Genomic DNA, 15,275 nt, shown 5'->3' on the forward strand with positions numbered 1-15,275 from the left:
CTTATCCGGCTGGCCGTGTTGCTAAGCCGAGTAGAATTAGCGTGCCTAATTTATGTTTCAGAACGGTTTGAGCAGGCGGTCAAGATAATCCAGTTCCTGCTGCGGGCGTGTGCGGTCTGAATCACGCCGCCTGAGTTCCTGCTCAATTTCTCTGGCACGCTGGCGCGCTACGTTGTCTGGAATGTGGGTGGAATCATCCTCTGTCTGATCCTTGCCTTCACCCAGTTTACGGCCCAACGGATCGCGCTTGCCGCCCTGTTTATCTTCTTCTTCCTGATTTTCAGAGGAATCAGAAGGTGTGCCAGAGCCATTCTGGCCATCGGATGCACTGCCAGAACCAGAAGATCCATCAGACGGGCTGCCAAGAGCAGGCAAAAAGCTGGGGATACTGTTTTTGCCATTGCCCTTAACGGCATCCTGCATTTGCTGGCGTGTTTTGCGCAGGGCTTCCAGCGCTTTTTCCTCAGCATTAGCGGCGGCGGCATCATCCCCATCGGCCAGCGCCTTGCGGGCATCCTGCATGTTTTTGCGGGCTTCATCAAAAGCGCCGGGGGTTTTGCCAGTTAGATCTTTAAATTCGTCTTTTAGCTCATCTAGCGCGTGTTCCAACGCATGCTGCATAGCACGTTCATTGCGGCGGGTAGCGGCTTGAGCCTCTGCTTTTGCAGGATCAGGCATGGCCGGTGTTTCGGGCTGCGAGGGCGGCGGCGGTGTAGGCTGCGCACCTTCCGAACCCGGCGGCGTAGGCAGGCCAAGGCGGCGCAACAATTCGGATGTCGGCATGTTGGCGTAATCGGCCTCACCATCACCGTCGTCTGCCAGATCACTTTGTTTCTGGGCCTGCGCTTTCAGGTTTTCATCAAGGCGAGATTGTGCATGGTCCAACAGGGTGGTTTGTTTGCCGGCCAGATCATGCAGGGCGGCAGCTTGTTCGCGCATTTTTTGCTGCGCCATCATCTGCTGCGCCAAGTTTGCCATATCCTGCGGCGTGGCGTTGCGCATGCGTTCGGTGGCGTTTTCCATATCCTGCAAACGTTTGAGCGCTTCATCCGCATGACCATTGGAAGCATCGGACTGAAGCTGGCGCATTAGGCGGGAAAAAGCCTGATTACCCGCGCTGGTAAAGCCCGGAAGATCAGGGATAACAGTGTGGTCTTTCATGGCCTGATGAGCCAGCGCCTGCATTTTGCGGCTGATGGCGTTTTGCAGGGTTTTTAGTCTGTCTTCCAGTTCCTGCTGGGCTTGTTGCCCTTGCTGCCCATTTTCGTGCATGTGCTGGAGTTGCTGTGCCACGGCAGCTTGGGCTGCACGCACATCAATAGATGCCTGAGCACTTGCATCATCCCCTTTACGGCGGTCTTCTATATCCAGCGCCAGATCCCATAGCAGGTTTGTGGCTCCAGCGCGGGCGGTGGCGGTGTCTGTCAGACTGTCATCTAGCATGGCCACCACGCTACTGAGTGCCAGCAGCATGCCGGTATGCTCACGCACAGGGCCGGGGGCATCGGCCAGTGCCTCCAGATCTAATGCAGCATCTGGCCGGCTTTCCTGCCCTAGTGCGAAGCGTTTGCGCACATCCAGCAAAGCGCGAGCAATAGGGGAGTGAAAAACACGCGCGCCCATACGGAATGTGGCGGGGGCACTCATGCCCTCATGCCCACTTACGGAGGTGGCAATCACGCGGCCGGTTACGGTTTCACCTGCCCAAGGATCTTCCGACAGATCGGGGCTGATGGCGCCTTTTACAGATTTGGGGTGCCCAACAAGGGGGAGAGGAATAGTGAGTGTGCGTTCCGCCCCATGTTTGGCATGAGCCAGATGCAGTTCCACTTTAAGGGACGCCAAACCGTAGGCATGGCTGGCCTCATACGGTAAAAGTGTGCGCCATTCTTCCTTACGGGGGGAGCCAGGGTTAGGCCCCCATTTCACGCTGGGGTTTGCATCCGGCAGAACGGTGACAGGCCATTGGGCTAATGTGCGGCCACGGCCTGTAAGGCGTACGGTGCCAGAATGCTCCAGCACCACATCCAGCTTCCAACTATGGCCATCCAGCTTGTGGCGCGTGGCATCATGCAGCACCATGCCGCCTTGTTCCCCCAAGGTAGGGTGTGAGGCCAAGCCTGTAACAATAGCGGTAAGGTGTGCCCCTTGCGGCGTTTGGGGTGGTGTTTTGATATTGCCCAGAAAAACCGGGGCATCCGGCGCATAAGCAGGTGGGGTTATCCATGCCTCTACACGCGGGAAAGGCACATCAGGATCATCCCGCCCCGGGATAAACCCGGCAAGAATACGCCCCGGTGCGGAGGAACCCGCAAGCCCAGCAGTGCCTGCAAGGGCTGCAACCAACACCCAAGCCCCAATCTGCCGCGTGCGGGCTTGCGGCCAAAGGCGCGGCCAGCCTGCCCGTAACGTGCCGAGTGATGCCAGAATGCGCTGTTGATGCGCTTGCCATAAGGTAATGGAGCTTTGAGAGGATGTGCCCGCAGGGTGGTCTGTCAGCGTAGCAAGGGGGCGGTTGTGTAGGTTGGATGCCTGTTCAATCCGCCGGTCAACTTCGCTTGGGGTGGGGGGCGTAAGGTTTTCAATATCCTTGTGCAGCCGCCAGCCACATAAGCTTAGCCATCCGGCCACCAGTAGCAACCGGATGCCATCTGGCAGGTGCTGGGGCATACGCAGCAAAGAGGCCACGCAGTAAATGCCCAGCAGGGCAAGAGCAGGCTGCAGTGCAGGCCACAGCCGTTCTATCCGCAAAACAATGGCGGCGTGGCGGCGTGCGGTGGCAAGGCGCTCCGCCAGCGCTCCATCCTCAGCGGTGGAGGCGGTCAGGGATTGGTGCAGACCGCCTTGGTTCATGTGGCTTTGGCAAGGTGGGAGGGCACAGTTTCATCCTGCCACAGTTCTTCAACGCTCTGCCTTTGGCGTATCACCTGCCACTGGCCATCTTCAACCAGAACTTCTGCGGCAAGCGGGCGGCTATTGTAAGTGGAACTCATAACCGCACCATACGCGCCTGTATCCAACAGGGCTATACGTGCATTGCGTGCCAGCGGGGGCAAAAGCCTGTCACGCGCAAATGTATCTCCACTTTCGCACACAGGGCCAACCACATGGGTCAAGGAAACAGGCTGGCTGAACGCCTGCGGTGCCAGCGGCAGAATACCATGCCACGCATCATACATGCTGGGGCGCAGCAGTTCGTTCATGGCCGTATCCAGCACAAGGAAAGGTACATCCATGCCTTGTGCTTTACGCAGGATAACGCTGCTGAGCAGTACACCTGCCGGGCCAATGGGCCAACGCCCCGGTTCAATTGCCAGTTTTACGCCCAGCCCCCCCAGTTCTGCCTTAATGGCGCCTGCAAGAGCTTCGGGCTGACCTTCGGTTTCATTGCGGTAGCAAATGCCAAGGCCGCCGCCACAATCTACAACGCTTACAGCATTGCCTGCGGCGCGCACGGTGTGCACCAGCTCCGCCACGCGGGCATAGGCTGCACGATAAGGGGCTGTAGTTAAAATCTGGCTGCCAATATGGGTGGCAAACCCAACAGGGCGTACACCGGGGAGGGTAAACGCATGGGCATATAGTGCTGCGGCATCTTGAAACGGAATGCCAAATTTATTGGCGGCCAAGCCGGTTGTAATTTTGGCGTGGGTTTTGGCATCCACATCCGGGTTTACGCGCAGCGTAATAGTGGCCTGTTTGCCCAGTTTGCTGGCGATGGCTGAAATAGCTTCCAGCTCTTCCGCACTTTCCACGTTAATCTGGCCAATGCCGTGGCTAATGGCCTGTTCCAGTTCGGCATCTGTTTTGCCAACGCCGGAAAACACAATGTGGTCTGCTGGAATGCCCGCCTTTAAGGCGCGTGCCAGCTCACCACCGCTTACAATGTCCGCCCCAAACCCTTCCTGACCGATCAGGGTAAGAATGGCCAGATGATCATTGGCTTTCACGGCATAATGGATGGAAACATCCAGCCCGGCATTGCTCATGGCTGTGTGCATACGCTGCATACGCGCGCGCAGCGTGCCAGCCCCTAATACCCAACAGGGCGTGCCAACAGAATCAGCTATGGCGTTCAGGGCCACGCCTTCCAGCATCAATCCACAGGTGGGGTCAACTGTAAGCTGCGGGTGCGTATGTAACAGTTCTGCCAGTGTTGGGTCGGCATCGGTATAAACAGGTGTTTCGGCCATGAGGCGTAAAGACCCTGATTGCAAAAAAGGAGCAGGAGGCCACGCCAAGAAAGCCTCGGCATGGCAGGTTATGTTGTGCGGTGCAGTATCAAACCAATATAGTGCGCACTGCGGTCTTATTCATCCGGTGGGTACATCCGCGGGTAGGTAATTTTATTTTGTGGGCCGGGCTGATGCGGCGTGCCCTTTTTGCCGCAGGCTGCCAAAGGCAGAAACAAGATAGTGGCTAGCGCAAGGCCAAAAATCAGGCGGTAATTCATGGTTTTACTGCCCTGTTACGGTGGGTTCTGCACCCAGAGTTTTCAGCCAACGCTGCGCTTGCGCACTTACATTGCCCGGTGCGGTGCCACCTTCGCTGGTGCGTGATGCAATAGAGGCATCTACGCTGAGAACCGAATAGATATCATCCGTAATACCGGGTTCTTCAGCCTGCATTTCCTGCAATGTCAGATCTGCCAGCCCAACGCCTTTTTCCTCGGCTTTCGCAACCAAGCGGCCAGTTACGTGGTGTGCTGTGCGGAATGGCACTTTCAGCACCCGCACCAGCCAGTCTGCAATATCTGTGGCTGTGGAATAACCGGAACCTGCCAGCGCGCGCATCTGGGCGGTGTTGGCTGTCATATCCCGCACCATACCATCACATGCGGCAAGAGAGAGAACAGCGGCATCCGTGGCTTCAAATACGGGTTCCTTATCTTCCTGCATATCCTTGGCGTAGGCCAGTGGCAGGCCTTTCATAACCGTTAGCAGGCTAACAAGGCTGCCGGTCATGCGTCCGGTTTTGGCGCGCACCAGTTCTGCTGCATCTGGGTTGCGCTTTTGCGGCATGATGGAAGAGCCGGTGGTGAACGCATCTGAAAGACGGATGAAGGAGAAAGGAGAGGAACACCAGATGACTATTTCTTCCGCCATGCGCGAAAGATGCATGGCCATAATGGACAGCGCAGAAAGATACTCCAACGCAAAATCACGGTTGGATACAGAATCCAGAGAATTGGCGGTAGGGCGGTCAAAATGCAGCAGTTCGGCGGTCATCTTCCGATCAATGGGGAAGGATGTGCCTGCCAGCGCGGCCGAACCCAGCGGGCATTCATTCAGGCGCTTGCGTGTGTCTGCCAGACGGCCCCGATCCCGCGCCAGCATTTCCACATACGCCATCAGGTGGTGGCCGAATGTGACTGGCTGTGCGGTTTGCAGGTGCGTAAAGCCCGGCATGGGGGTGGCGGCGTGTTCCTCTGCCCGGCGGGCGAGAGAGCGCATAAGGGCGGCAACCTGCTGGTCCAGCCCATCAATGGCATCACGCACCCACAGGCGGAAATCTGTTGCAACCTGATCATTGCGGGAGCGGGCAGTGTGCAGGCGCTTTCCGGCCTCACCAATCCGGTCAGACAGCCGGGCTTCGATATTCATGTGAATATCTTCCAGCGCTTCGGAAAAGGGGAAGTTGCCAGCTGCAATTTCCTGCCCGATTTCTGTCAGCCCCTTGCGGATGGTGGCTTCATCATCCTTGGAGATAATGCCCACATGCGCCAACATGGCAGCATGGGCGAGGGAGCCGGCAATATCCTGCTTCCACATCACCTTATCAAAGCCGATGGAGGCATTGATGGCCTGCATGATCTCAGAAGGGCCACCGGCAAACCGCCCACCCCACTGGGCGTTGGCGTTTTTCTGGTTTTCCGTTTCCGTGCTGTTCTGGCTGTTCAGAGACATTTTAGGCCCTAATTCCGTCCTGCTGCGTAAGATGTGCTCAGGCGTTGGCTTATACTGCCGCGGCGCGGATGCAAAGATGCCACAGTAATGTTGCGCGCCCTAGGGCGCAAATGCCGGTTTGGGCAAAGGGCGTGGCAGGGCCGATCCTGCGGCGGGGCTGTTCTGTGCGCTGCGGTGCGGGAAAGGGCTGTGCCCGGCGGCAATTCTCTGCTTAAAAGCAAGTGAAATTCAGGGAGTTCATGAACATGACAACACCACACAAGCTTACAACCTTTGCCGTGATTGATCCCGGCCCGAATGTGCTTTTGGAAGTTATGCGCGCAGAAAGCCCGGTTGTGGCTGTTGAGCGCTTGGAAGGCAAAATGCGCGGCCCGGAATATGTGGCGGCTCGTAGTTACGATGTTGGCGGCGAAGAATCGCTGGATGGCGCAGATCCGGCCTATCTGGTGTACGAACTCGATGATAGCGGGTTGGATGCAGAAGGCCTGACGGGGGAAGACGCAGGGCAGGTACGTGCACAGGCCGATCTGGCTGCTGTTGTGGTATCTTCCGCCAAATAAGTTTTTCAAACCCGAACGAGAGTGTTCTGTGGCATGGCGGAAAGGGTAGGCGTTACCTGCTTTTTCCGCACCATGCCGTGCGATGCAGGAGGTGGAAGAGGCATGTCTGTTGATCAGGTGCTGATGGCAGAAAGTTTTGTGGTGCATGGCCGGGATGAAGGTGGCCCCTTTGTGCTGGTAAGTGACCATGCAGGCCGTGCCATTCCGCCTGAACTGGGTGATCTGGGGCTAAGTGCGCAGGAACGTGCGCGCCATATTGGCTGGGATATCGGCATAGATGGCGTAGGCCGCAAACTGGCTGATCTGCTGCCTGCTGTGTTGATTGAGCAGGTATATTCCCGCTTGGTGATTGATTGTAACCGTGCGCCCGGCCACCCAACCTCCATCGTGCAGGTAAGCGATGGCACAACAGTGCCGCGCAACCAGAATATCTCGGCGCAGGATCGGGCTTGGCGGGAGCAAACAATTCTGCACCCTTATCACGCCCGTATTCGGCAGGAACTGGACGCCCATGTGGCCGCTGGCCGCCAAACGGTGGTTGTGGCACTACACAGTTTTACGCCATCCATGCACGGCAAACAGCGCCCGTGGCATGCAGGGCTTTTGCATAATCATGATTCCCGGCTGGCTCGTATCATGATTGCTCTTTTGCAAAAGGCTGGCTTGGTGGTGGGGGATAACGAACCCTACGCCCTGACAGATACATCAGATTACACCATCCCTCAGCATGGTGAGCAGCGTGAACTGCCGCATATTGAAATTGAAATTCGGCAGGATCTGATCGCCGATGATGCCGGGCAGACCGAATGGGCAAACCGTCTGGCCCGCGTGCTGCCACAGGCATGGCAGCAGTTTTGTGAACAGTATGGAGAAAGCGCATGACCGCCACAGATACAGCCAAGCCGCAGATTATTACGGGCAAGGCCAAGCTGGCGGGTGTTCTGGGCTGGCCCGTTGCACATTCGCGCTCTCCCGTGCTGCATAATTACTGGTTGCGGCGTTATGGCGTGGATGGCGCTTATGTGCCGCTGCCCGTTGAGCCAGATGCGTTTGTAGCAGCCGTTCTGGGCTTGCAGGCAGCGGGCTTTCGGGGCGCGAATGTGACCATTCCGCACAAGGAAGCCGCCTTTAAAATTGCGGATGTGCTGGACCATTCCGCCCAGCGTGCAGGTGCCGTGAACACGCTGGTGTTTGAAGATGACGGCAAAATTCATGGTTACTCAACAGATGGCGCAGGTTTTGTCGCCAGTATGGAAGCCGCAGGATTAAATCCGCCCAAACAGGCACAGGCTCTGCTGCTAGGTGCTGGTGGGGCTGCACGATCTGTTGCTGCCGCTTTACAGGATTGTGGCCTGCGTGTTGCCGTTACCAATCGCACCCAAGGGCGAGCAGAAGAACTGGCAAAAGCTCTGCCGGGGCTGGACGTGGTGCCGTGGAATGCGTGGGAACAACGCCTTGGCACGTTTAGTCTGCTGGTAAACACCACATCTTTGGGTATGGAAGGTGGCCCGGATGCGGCGTTCCGGCCTTCCTTGGCGCATGCGGGCAAGGAACTGGTGGTGGCGGATATTGTGTATGTACCGCGCATAACGCCGTTGTTGGCAGAAGCTCAGTCTGCTGGTCTGCACACTTTGGGTGGGCTTGGTATGCTGTTGCATCAGGCACGGCTGGGTTTTCAAAAATGGTATGGCGTGAACCCAGAAGTGGATGCCGCAACGGAAGCTTTTGTGCAGGAAAGTTTCTAAGGGTTACAGTAAGGGCATGAAAATTCTGGGCCTTACTGGCGGTATGGGCATGGGCAAAAGCACCGTGGCCACATTGTTGCAGCGTGCAGGCTTGCCGATATTTGATGCAGATGCCGAAGTGCGCAGCTTGCAGGCGGATCATGGGGCCGCCTTGCCCGCCATAGCGCAACTGGTGCCGCATGCTGTGCAAAACGGACACTTGGATAGAGCCATATTGCGGCAAGCTGTGATAAAAGAACCGGCACTGCTGAAAAAACTGGAACACATCATCCACCCTATGGTGCGGGCTGCGCGTACACGGTTTTTACGCATGCAGCGCTTGCAGGGGGCGCATTGTGTGGTGCTGGATATTCCATTGCTGTATGAAACAGGTGCCCAGCGTGAATGTGATGATGTTTTGGTGGTATCCGCCCCACATTGGGTACAGGCGCGGCGCGTGGCCAAAAGGCGAGGCATGCCATCAGCCGAGGCGCGCAAGCTGATAGCGCGGCAAATGCCAGATGCTCAACGCGTGCGCCAAGCCGGCAAGATTATCCACACTGGCGGTAGTATGTGGGAAACAGAGCGGCAGGTGCGCCAGATAATCAGGAGCCTGAGGGCATGAAAAGATCCATTCTGTTTGATACGGAAACCACAGGGCTGGACCCGGCAACGGGTGACAGAGTGATTGAAATTGCAGCCCTGGAACTGGTGGGAGACCTGCCAACAGGGCGCACTTTTCATACGCTGATAGACCCCGAGCGCGATGTGCCGGAGGAGGCTTCCCGCGTGCATGGCTTTACGCGGGCAGATCTGGAAGGCAAACCCAAATTTGCCGAAGTGGCGGATGATTTTCTGGCCTTTGTGGGGGATGACCCACTGATTGCGCATAACGCCCGGTTTGACTTTGGCTTTATGAATGCAGAGCTTAAACGCGCAGGTAAGAAAACGCTGGGGCTGGACCGTATGGTGGATACGCTGGATATGGCGCGAGAGCGCTTTCCCGGCATGCCCAACAGTTTGGATGCCTTGTGCCGCCGCTTTGGCGTAGATCTTTCTGCCCGAACCACCCATAACGCGCTGCTGGACTGCAAACTACTGGCCGATGTGTATGTGGAACTTATGGGCGGCCGCCAGCATGGCCTTGGGCTGATGGCAGAAGATGGGCAACTGCCTTCTGTGATGTATGAAGGGCCGATGAACCGCAAGGTTGTGCGGGTGCAGCCAACACCGCAGGAACTAGCAGCACATGCGGCATTTGTTGCCGGCTTGAAAGAGCCCATTTGGGAACACTGACCGCACATTGAAACCGTGTAGTGAATTCTTGCGAAAAGGGCTTTGCAGGGGCGGGTGGGTATGCCATCCTTGATTCTACAAAACGTGACAAAATGTACAAAAATGTTTTGTCAGCCGTTTCCACCGCTTTTTACGCAACGGAAAAGGTAAGTTGTTTCAATGAATTCGGGGAGCCCTTTGATGCGTTCTGCATCCCGCCATTTTGCTGCTGCCTTGGCGCTGTGCGGAGCATGGTTCATGCCTGCGGGCGCAGAAACCATGCTTGGCCCGGTTACGGCAACAGTTACATTTAATACGCGTTCGGCGGATCTGGGTGTAGGATATACATGGGGCCGTGGCGTGCTAACATATGGTGGCCGCCAGTATCCGTTTGAAATCAAAGGGACTTCCGCTATTGCTGTTGGGTATTCCTCTGGCCACAGTGTAGGCAAGGTATACAACCTTCAGCGTATTGAAGATTTTGAAGGTACATTCTGGGCGCTTTCGGGTGAGGCCACAGTTGGGCGTGGTGTTGGCGGCCTGCTGATGGAAAATAATGATGGCGTGCGCATCCGGCTGGATGAATACCGTTCTGGCGGCCGTATTGCGGCATCACCTTCCCGTCTGACAATTCATTTGCTGAATAAAATAGGTACACCCGTCGTAACGGCGTCGGTTGGTCAGAAATCAGCCCACTAAATACATTACATCCGCGCCTGATGGCTTAATGTGTCAGCAGGCGTGTGGTTGTTTGTAGAATTGTTTTTTCATCAAATAAGCGTAGGGCCCGTTTTAGCCCAGCATCGCCCATACGCTGGCACAAGGCTGGGTTCTGCACCAGCGTTGTAAGGGTTTTAGCCAGTTCTGCTATGGTGCCGGGAGGCACAAGTAGCCCGGTTGCACGCGGCACAACCTGTTCGCGCGAACCCCGTATATTGGTAGCAACTACTGGCAATCCGCACAGCATGGCTTCAATAATAGACATGGGCAGGCCTTCAAAATGGCTGGGCAACACAAAAATATCTGCTGCTGCCAGTAAAGCCGGAATATCTGCCCGATAACCAAGGCATTTTAGCCTTGGGCCAAGTACAGCACGTGCTTTGGTAAGGTATTCATCCATATTGGCACCGTGGTCCGATGCCAGTCTTTCTCCTACAATCCATAATTCTGCTTCAGGCACCCGCTCCATGGCCGCCAGAAGTTCTGGATACCCTTTGTGGCGTACAAGGCGAGAGACAACAATAATTACAGGCGTTTGCGTAGATGTGCCCAGTTCTGCCCGGATACGGGTTCTGGCTTGCGCATCTGGGTGAAAGCGGGCCGGGTCCCGCCCATTTCCAATCGCAACCGGGTGGGAGTGAATATGCAGGCGTTTGGCATCCTGCGCTTCTTCATGGCTGACGGTCAGGTAAACATCAGTCATGCGCCCGCACAGAATTTCCAGCATCAGAGCCAACCCGCGCCGTAGGCGGGAGCCGGGTTGGTTAAACAAAAAGCCGTGGCACGTATAGGCAATGCGCGGCACACCGCACAACTTGGCTGCCACACGCGCCAGAATGCCGCTAATAGGCATATGGGCGTGTACCAAATCCGGCTTTTCTTTTTTTATAAGCCGAACAAGTGCCCAAAAGGCTCGTAGCTGCGCAGGCACGGAAAATGAACGTGCAAAAGGCAGTGTTTCAACCCGAAACCCTTCGCTTCTGGGGTGTTGAAGCAAAGGGCCATCTGCACAAACGCCTATCACCTCATGCCCTTCTGCCCGTAACTCTCGCATAAGAGGCAACAGAAAATGAGTGAGTGAAAAATCGACGTTTGTGATTTCCAGAATTTTCACGTCAGCCCATTACGCATTCTTGAGAGAAAGCGACCAGCAGATAGGCGGTTTGCTTGGGGCCTGAGGCACTGGCGGCGGTGGCAGCAAGGTGTTTTCCAAGCCACTGGCCTCGGGGGCAGAAGGGGCAACCAACAAGCCAGAACCTACTTCTGGCACTGTTGGCATCTGTGCTTCCGGCATAGCAGAGGCGGGGGCTAATTCAGCTTGTTCTTCCGGTTCCATTGCGGGAGAAGAAACTGCGCTTTCATCGTTTTGGTGAGATTGAGTGGGAATGAGCACCAACTGCCGTGTGGCTTCACATTTTCCCTGCCCCAGATAAACGCTTTCTTCTATTTCAATATCAGCGTCAGACCAGAAGAACCATGTTTCTTCTGGCGTGTGCAGCAAATAGCCATCTTCTTCCTGCTCAATGCTTACATCAGGATGCAGGTGGAAGCGGATGCAAAGCGGCACTGGAATACTCACGTCTTCCAGCTTTTCAATGCCCTGCAGAACCATGCCGTCTTTATCCAGATAAATCTTGCGAGAATACAGGCCACCCCCTTGGGGCTTGTAGCCATCATGCGTCATGCTCAGGCAATGCACGCCATCCTGCACAGACGTTTGGCGTGTAACCTGTGGCTTTTGAGAAATGCCGCCATTGGCATCAAACCGCATGGGGGTGAGGTCTGCCAGTTCCAGAACAGAGTGCGCAGCCGGATAACGCAAGGCTTCAGCCCACCCACGTTGGATACTGCTGCCGCAATTTACAATCAGCCGTTGTCTGCCGGATGAAAACTCAAAGGACAACATGCCCGCGTGTGCGCTGCTATCATAACCCGCAGGGGCGGCAGAGGCGGCATCGGCAATTAGCAGGGCGCGTCCGTTGTTCAGGCGTGCAAAGCCAGATTCTGGCAGGCCCGCAGCTACAACGCGTGTGCGGGATGCACGGCTGAGCACGTGTTCAATAAATTGCGGGTTTTGTTCACTGCTGCCATTAAACAGGGCCAGCCCGCCATCACCATGCCGCATAGCACGCAAGGCAGGGGCGCTGCGGTTGGCGGCATCCAGCACGCTGGTGGGCAATGGCACGCGGGCGACCTGTAGAATATACAGCATTTCTGCCAGTTCGCGCACGCATTGCAACAGGTCTTCCGGGCAGCGAGTAATATGGCCGCCATCGGGCAGAATCTGCTGGCTGATGGCGGCATCAATCAAACGCAGATAACGGCTTAGAAATTCAGGATAATCAGGCAGGGAAACTGCAACAGCCAACAACCCTTTAAGGGCGGTAAGGGCACGCCATCCTGTGGCTTCCTCTGGCATGAGCGCCATTATGGAACGCGCTTCCATAATCAGCGAGGCCATAAGCTGCTGACGGAAAGAATCATCCGCCGATGCCGCAAAAAATTCGTAACAGCCCAACCAAGCGGCCAAGCGGGCACCAGTTATGGATGGGTCTGAAATAGGCCGTTCTGCCGGGGTTTGCTCCATCCATTGGGCCACTAGCGTACGGGCCTTAATGCGGGCAGATTCAGCACCCAGTTCCCGCAGATCCTGCAACCACGTAAAACCTTGCAACCAGCGCCGATAGGCTTCTGGCCATTGTGGGTTATCCCACTCCCCTTCAATCAGAGGGCGTTGGGTGTCTTCAAAAAGTGTCTGGTTGCGAACAAGCTGTTCACCCCCAGCAGCGTTTCCTGACCACAGATCCCGCAAAGCAACGGCAGGGGCTGCCGGCACGTGGGCAAACCCTCCCAATGGGTTGCGCATGGCATAGGCAAGGCGGGCTCCGCGGGTCCAGCGACGCAGGGGCATTGGAAGTTCAGAACTCCATCAAGGCAGGTGCAGAAAAAGTTAAGATCTGTTTATGGCAGAATATTCATGCAAGGAATGACTTATTTGCCGGATGTGGCTTTATTTTGGCTTAGCAACATGTGTGCGCAATGCGGCAATGGCGGTGGCATAATCTTTTTTGCCATATACGGCACTCCCGGCAATCAGCACATCTGCGCCAGCATCTATGGCTAGAGGAGCAGTTGCGGCATCTATGCCACCATCTACAGCCAACCGGATATCGCGCCCGCTTTGGGTGATCATGTCGCGAATGCGCCGAATTTTGGGGAGCTGGCTGGACAGGAACTTCTGCCCCCCAAATCCGGGGTTAACAGTCATCACCAAAATAATGTCCACCAAGTCCAGCACTTCACTAATGGCTTCTGGCGGTGTGGCGGGGCACAGCACAACGCCCGGCTTGGCCCCTAAATCCCGAATGCGCTGTAAGGAGCGGTGAGTATGCGGCCCGGCTTCAATGTGGATCAGAATCTGATCTGCCCCGGCTTGTGCAAAGGCTTCCAGATACGGGTCCACCGGTGCAATCATCAGGTGCACATCAAATGGCAGATCGGAACAGGGGCGGAGCGCCTTAACCACCGCAGGCCCGAACGAAATGTTGGGCACAAAATGCCCATCCATAACATCCAGATGCACCCAATCTGCCCCAGCCTGCTTGAGCGCTGAAACTTCTTCTCCCAACCGGGTAAAATCGGCAGCGAGAACACTTGGGGCGATAAGGGGATAAGATACAGGGCGCATACCCTGTTTATCGGCAATCCTACGCCCGTGCGCAACAGTATGTTTGGTCTTTTTTCAAACAGTTTTGCAAATGTTATGGGCGAATAAAGCGGGCGGCAAAAAATCCATCCATGCTGCCTTTGTCTGCCCACATTCCGGGGTGGGTGCGTAGCCAGCCTTCGGGGGTTCTGGCTTCTGGCAGAAAGGCCAGTTCTTCTGGCGTAAACGGGGCTGGCACCAGCCCCATGGCTTCTGCCGCACGGGCGCGGTCTGGCCCTTCTTCCTGCTGCAAGGAGCACACGGCGTAAACCAGCCGGCCACCGGGGCGCAGCATGTTTTTAGCAGCTTCTAGTAAACGGTCTTGCCCGGCGGTGAGTGTTGTTAAATCACGCGGGCGTTTCACCCACAAAACATCTGGGTGGCGGCGTGCCGTGCCTGTGGCAGAGCAGGGGGCATCCAGCAAAATGGCATCAAGCGGGGTATCGGGCTGCCATGTGCCAGCATCTGCCTGCAGGGTGGCAACATTGGCAAGGCCCAAACGCGCCAGATTTTCCTTCAGCCGTGCCATACGGTTGGGGTTGTTCTCAATAGCAGCGACCTGCGCACCGGTTATAGCAAGCTGCGCGGTTTTGCCGCCCGGGGCCGCACACAAGTCGGCTACCTTTTCACCTTTCTTTACGTGCAGGAGGTGTGCAGGAAGTGTGGCTGCTGCATCCTGTACCCAAAAAGCGCCTTCTTCATACCCAGTCAGATCAACAACGCGGGTGCCTGCCGGGTAACGGACAGACCCATTGGGCAGCACAATCCCCCCTTCCGGCGCTGTGGCACCGGGGCGCAGGGTAATATCCAGCGGGGCTTCGTGGCTGATACCTTCAGCTATGGCGCGGGGCACACCACGGCCCAGCACACTCCATGAGCTCCATAGCCATGCGGGAATATTCAGCCGTGCCTGATCCAGCCCTTCCAGCACGTTTTGCCCTTCTGCCGCTACCTTACGCAGCACGGCATTGGCCAGCCCGGCAAATGGGGCCAGCTTGCGCCGGCGCAGGAGGGAAACTGTGGTGCCAACAGCAGCATGCGGAGGTGTTTCTAAAAACAGAAGCTGCGCACAGCCAATCATCAGCGCCACACGTACGGGTTCTGGAGGTTCCTTGCGTAAAAACGGTTCCAGCACAGTGCGCAGCGTGCCCATATGGCGCAATGTTGCTGCGGCCAAGCGGTGCGCTGCGGCTCTGTCTCGCGGTTCGGCCTTATGTGCTTCGGCTGAGCGAGAAAGGCTGTTTTCCAGCATGCGCCGGTGTTCCACCACGCCGCACAGAATATCAAAGGCGATATCGCGCGTAGGATCAGGCTGTGGAGGGGCTGGGCGGTCTTTTCCACGCTTTGGGGAACGGGGGGCGCGTACTGGTGTGTTCATAAGACT

14 protein-coding genes are annotated in these 15,275 nt (G+C 56.5%); 6 read left to right on the forward strand and 8 right to left on the reverse strand.

Annotated elements, in window-relative coordinates:
• Window positions 1-57: 57 nt before the first annotated feature.
• The 4 genes from A4S02_RS02260 to argH all read right to left on the reverse strand — a co-directional run bounded on the left by A4S02_RS02260 (window position 58) and on the right by argH (window position 5,906).
• Window positions 58-2,853 carry a DUF4175 domain-containing protein gene (locus tag A4S02_RS02260; RefSeq protein ID WP_070322824.1) on the reverse strand — a complete coding sequence of 932 codons (2,796 nt, stop codon included), beginning with the start codon at window positions 2,851-2,853 and terminating at the stop codon, window positions 58-60.
• Window positions 2,850-4,193: a diaminopimelate decarboxylase gene (gene lysA, locus A4S02_RS02265; RefSeq protein WP_070322825.1), complete on the reverse strand. Its 1,344-nt coding sequence runs from the start codon at window positions 4,191-4,193 to the stop codon at window positions 2,850-2,852. The genes A4S02_RS02260 and lysA overlap by 4 nt, the downstream gene beginning before the upstream one ends.
• Before the next feature lie 116 nt (window positions 4,194-4,309).
• On the reverse strand, window positions 4,310-4,453 hold the full coding sequence (locus tag A4S02_RS15835; RefSeq protein WP_019089984.1) for a hypothetical protein: 144 nt from the start codon (window positions 4,451-4,453) through the stop codon (window positions 4,310-4,312).
• Window positions 4,454-4,457: 4 nt separating this feature from the next.
• Complete coding sequence (gene argH / locus A4S02_RS02270; protein ID WP_070322826.1) at window positions 4,458-5,906, reverse strand: argininosuccinate lyase; 1,449 nt, start codon at window positions 5,904-5,906, stop codon at window positions 4,458-4,460.
• Window positions 5,907-6,145: 239 nt separating this feature from the next.
• On the opposite strand from argH, the gene A4S02_RS02275 reads away from it, so the two are divergent.
• The 6 genes from A4S02_RS02275 (at window position 6,146) to A4S02_RS02300 (ending at window position 10,164) form a co-directional block, all read left to right on the forward strand.
• Window positions 6,146-6,466, forward strand: coding sequence for a hypothetical protein (locus tag A4S02_RS02275; RefSeq protein WP_019089987.1), 321 nt, complete (start codon window positions 6,146-6,148; stop codon window positions 6,464-6,466).
• 102 nt (window positions 6,467-6,568) lie between these two features.
• Window positions 6,569-7,348 carry an N-formylglutamate amidohydrolase gene (locus A4S02_RS02280; protein ID WP_070322827.1) on the forward strand — a complete coding sequence of 260 codons (780 nt, stop codon included), beginning with the start codon at window positions 6,569-6,571 and terminating at the stop codon, window positions 7,346-7,348.
• Entirely contained in the window at window positions 7,345-8,211 is an 867-nt protein-coding gene (locus A4S02_RS02285; protein WP_070322828.1) for a shikimate dehydrogenase, read from the forward strand. Before A4S02_RS02280 ends, A4S02_RS02285 begins: the two co-directional genes overlap by 4 nt.
• Before the next feature lie 16 nt (window positions 8,212-8,227).
• On the forward strand, window positions 8,228-8,815 hold the full coding sequence (gene coaE, locus A4S02_RS02290; protein ID WP_070322829.1) for a dephospho-CoA kinase: 588 nt from the start codon (window positions 8,228-8,230) through the stop codon (window positions 8,813-8,815).
• Complete coding sequence (dnaQ, locus tag A4S02_RS02295) at window positions 8,812-9,486, forward strand: DNA polymerase III subunit epsilon (RefSeq protein WP_070322830.1); 675 nt, start codon at window positions 8,812-8,814, stop codon at window positions 9,484-9,486. Before coaE ends, dnaQ begins: the two co-directional genes overlap by 4 nt.
• 159 nt (window positions 9,487-9,645) lie before the next feature.
• Complete coding sequence (locus tag A4S02_RS02300; protein WP_208858906.1) at window positions 9,646-10,164, forward strand: hypothetical protein; 519 nt, start codon at window positions 9,646-9,648, stop codon at window positions 10,162-10,164.
• A 25-nt stretch (window positions 10,165-10,189) separates the two neighbouring features.
• Here A4S02_RS02300 and A4S02_RS02305 read toward each other — a convergent pair whose 3' ends face one another.
• From A4S02_RS02305 to A4S02_RS02320, 4 genes are all read right to left on the reverse strand, one after another.
• Window positions 10,190-11,299: a glycosyltransferase family 4 protein gene (locus tag A4S02_RS02305; protein ID WP_070322832.1), complete on the reverse strand. Its 1,110-nt coding sequence runs from the start codon at window positions 11,297-11,299 to the stop codon at window positions 10,190-10,192.
• Window positions 11,300-11,308: 9 nt separating this feature from the next.
• Window positions 11,309-13,096, reverse strand: a complete 1,788-nt coding sequence (locus A4S02_RS02310) for a heparinase II/III family protein (protein WP_070322833.1) — start codon at window positions 13,094-13,096, stop codon at window positions 11,309-11,311.
• 99 nt (window positions 13,097-13,195) lie between these two features.
• Complete coding sequence (rpe, locus tag A4S02_RS02315; RefSeq protein WP_019089995.1) at window positions 13,196-13,873, reverse strand: ribulose-phosphate 3-epimerase; 678 nt, start codon at window positions 13,871-13,873, stop codon at window positions 13,196-13,198.
• Between the two features lie 73 nt (window positions 13,874-13,946).
• Window positions 13,947-15,269, reverse strand: a complete 1,323-nt coding sequence (locus tag A4S02_RS02320) for an RsmB/NOP family class I SAM-dependent RNA methyltransferase (RefSeq protein WP_070322834.1) — start codon at window positions 15,267-15,269, stop codon at window positions 13,947-13,949.
• Window positions 15,270-15,275 lie beyond the last annotated feature (6 nt).

It is taken from the genome of Acetobacter ascendens (assembly GCF_001766235.1).
GTDB classification, from domain to species: domain Bacteria; phylum Pseudomonadota; class Alphaproteobacteria; order Acetobacterales; family Acetobacteraceae; genus Acetobacter; species Acetobacter ascendens.

Coding starts and splice junctions, on each gene's coding strand:
- A4S02_RS02275 (WP_019089987.1), top strand. CDS start 6,146: ATGAACATGACAACACCACACAAGCTTACAACCTTTGCCGTGATTGAT.
- A4S02_RS02300 (WP_208858906.1), top strand. CDS start 9,646: ATGAATTCGGGGAGCCCTTTGATGCGTTCTGCATCCCGCCATTTTGCT.
- A4S02_RS02320 (WP_070322834.1), bottom strand. CDS start 15,269: ATGAACACACCAGTACGCGCCCCCCGTTCCCCAAAGCGTGGAAAAGAC.
- rpe (WP_019089995.1), bottom strand. CDS start 13,873: ATGCGCCCTGTATCTTATCCCCTTATCGCCCCAAGTGTTCTCGCTGCC.
- A4S02_RS02260 (WP_070322824.1), bottom strand. CDS start 2,853: ATGAACCAAGGCGGTCTGCACCAATCCCTGACCGCCTCCACCGCTGAG.
- A4S02_RS02310 (WP_070322833.1), bottom strand. CDS start 13,096: ATGCCCCTGCGTCGCTGGACCCGCGGAGCCCGCCTTGCCTATGCCATG.
- dnaQ (WP_070322830.1), top strand. CDS start 8,812: ATGAAAAGATCCATTCTGTTTGATACGGAAACCACAGGGCTGGACCCG.
- argH (WP_070322826.1), bottom strand. CDS start 5,906: ATGTCTCTGAACAGCCAGAACAGCACGGAAACGGAAAACCAGAAAAAC.
- A4S02_RS15835 (WP_019089984.1), bottom strand. CDS start 4,453: ATGAATTACCGCCTGATTTTTGGCCTTGCGCTAGCCACTATCTTGTTT.
- lysA (WP_070322825.1), bottom strand. CDS start 4,193: ATGGCCGAAACACCTGTTTATACCGATGCCGACCCAACACTGGCAGAA.
- A4S02_RS02280 (WP_070322827.1), top strand. CDS start 6,569: ATGTCTGTTGATCAGGTGCTGATGGCAGAAAGTTTTGTGGTGCATGGC.
- coaE (WP_070322829.1), top strand. CDS start 8,228: ATGAAAATTCTGGGCCTTACTGGCGGTATGGGCATGGGCAAAAGCACC.
- A4S02_RS02285 (WP_070322828.1), top strand. CDS start 7,345: ATGACCGCCACAGATACAGCCAAGCCGCAGATTATTACGGGCAAGGCC.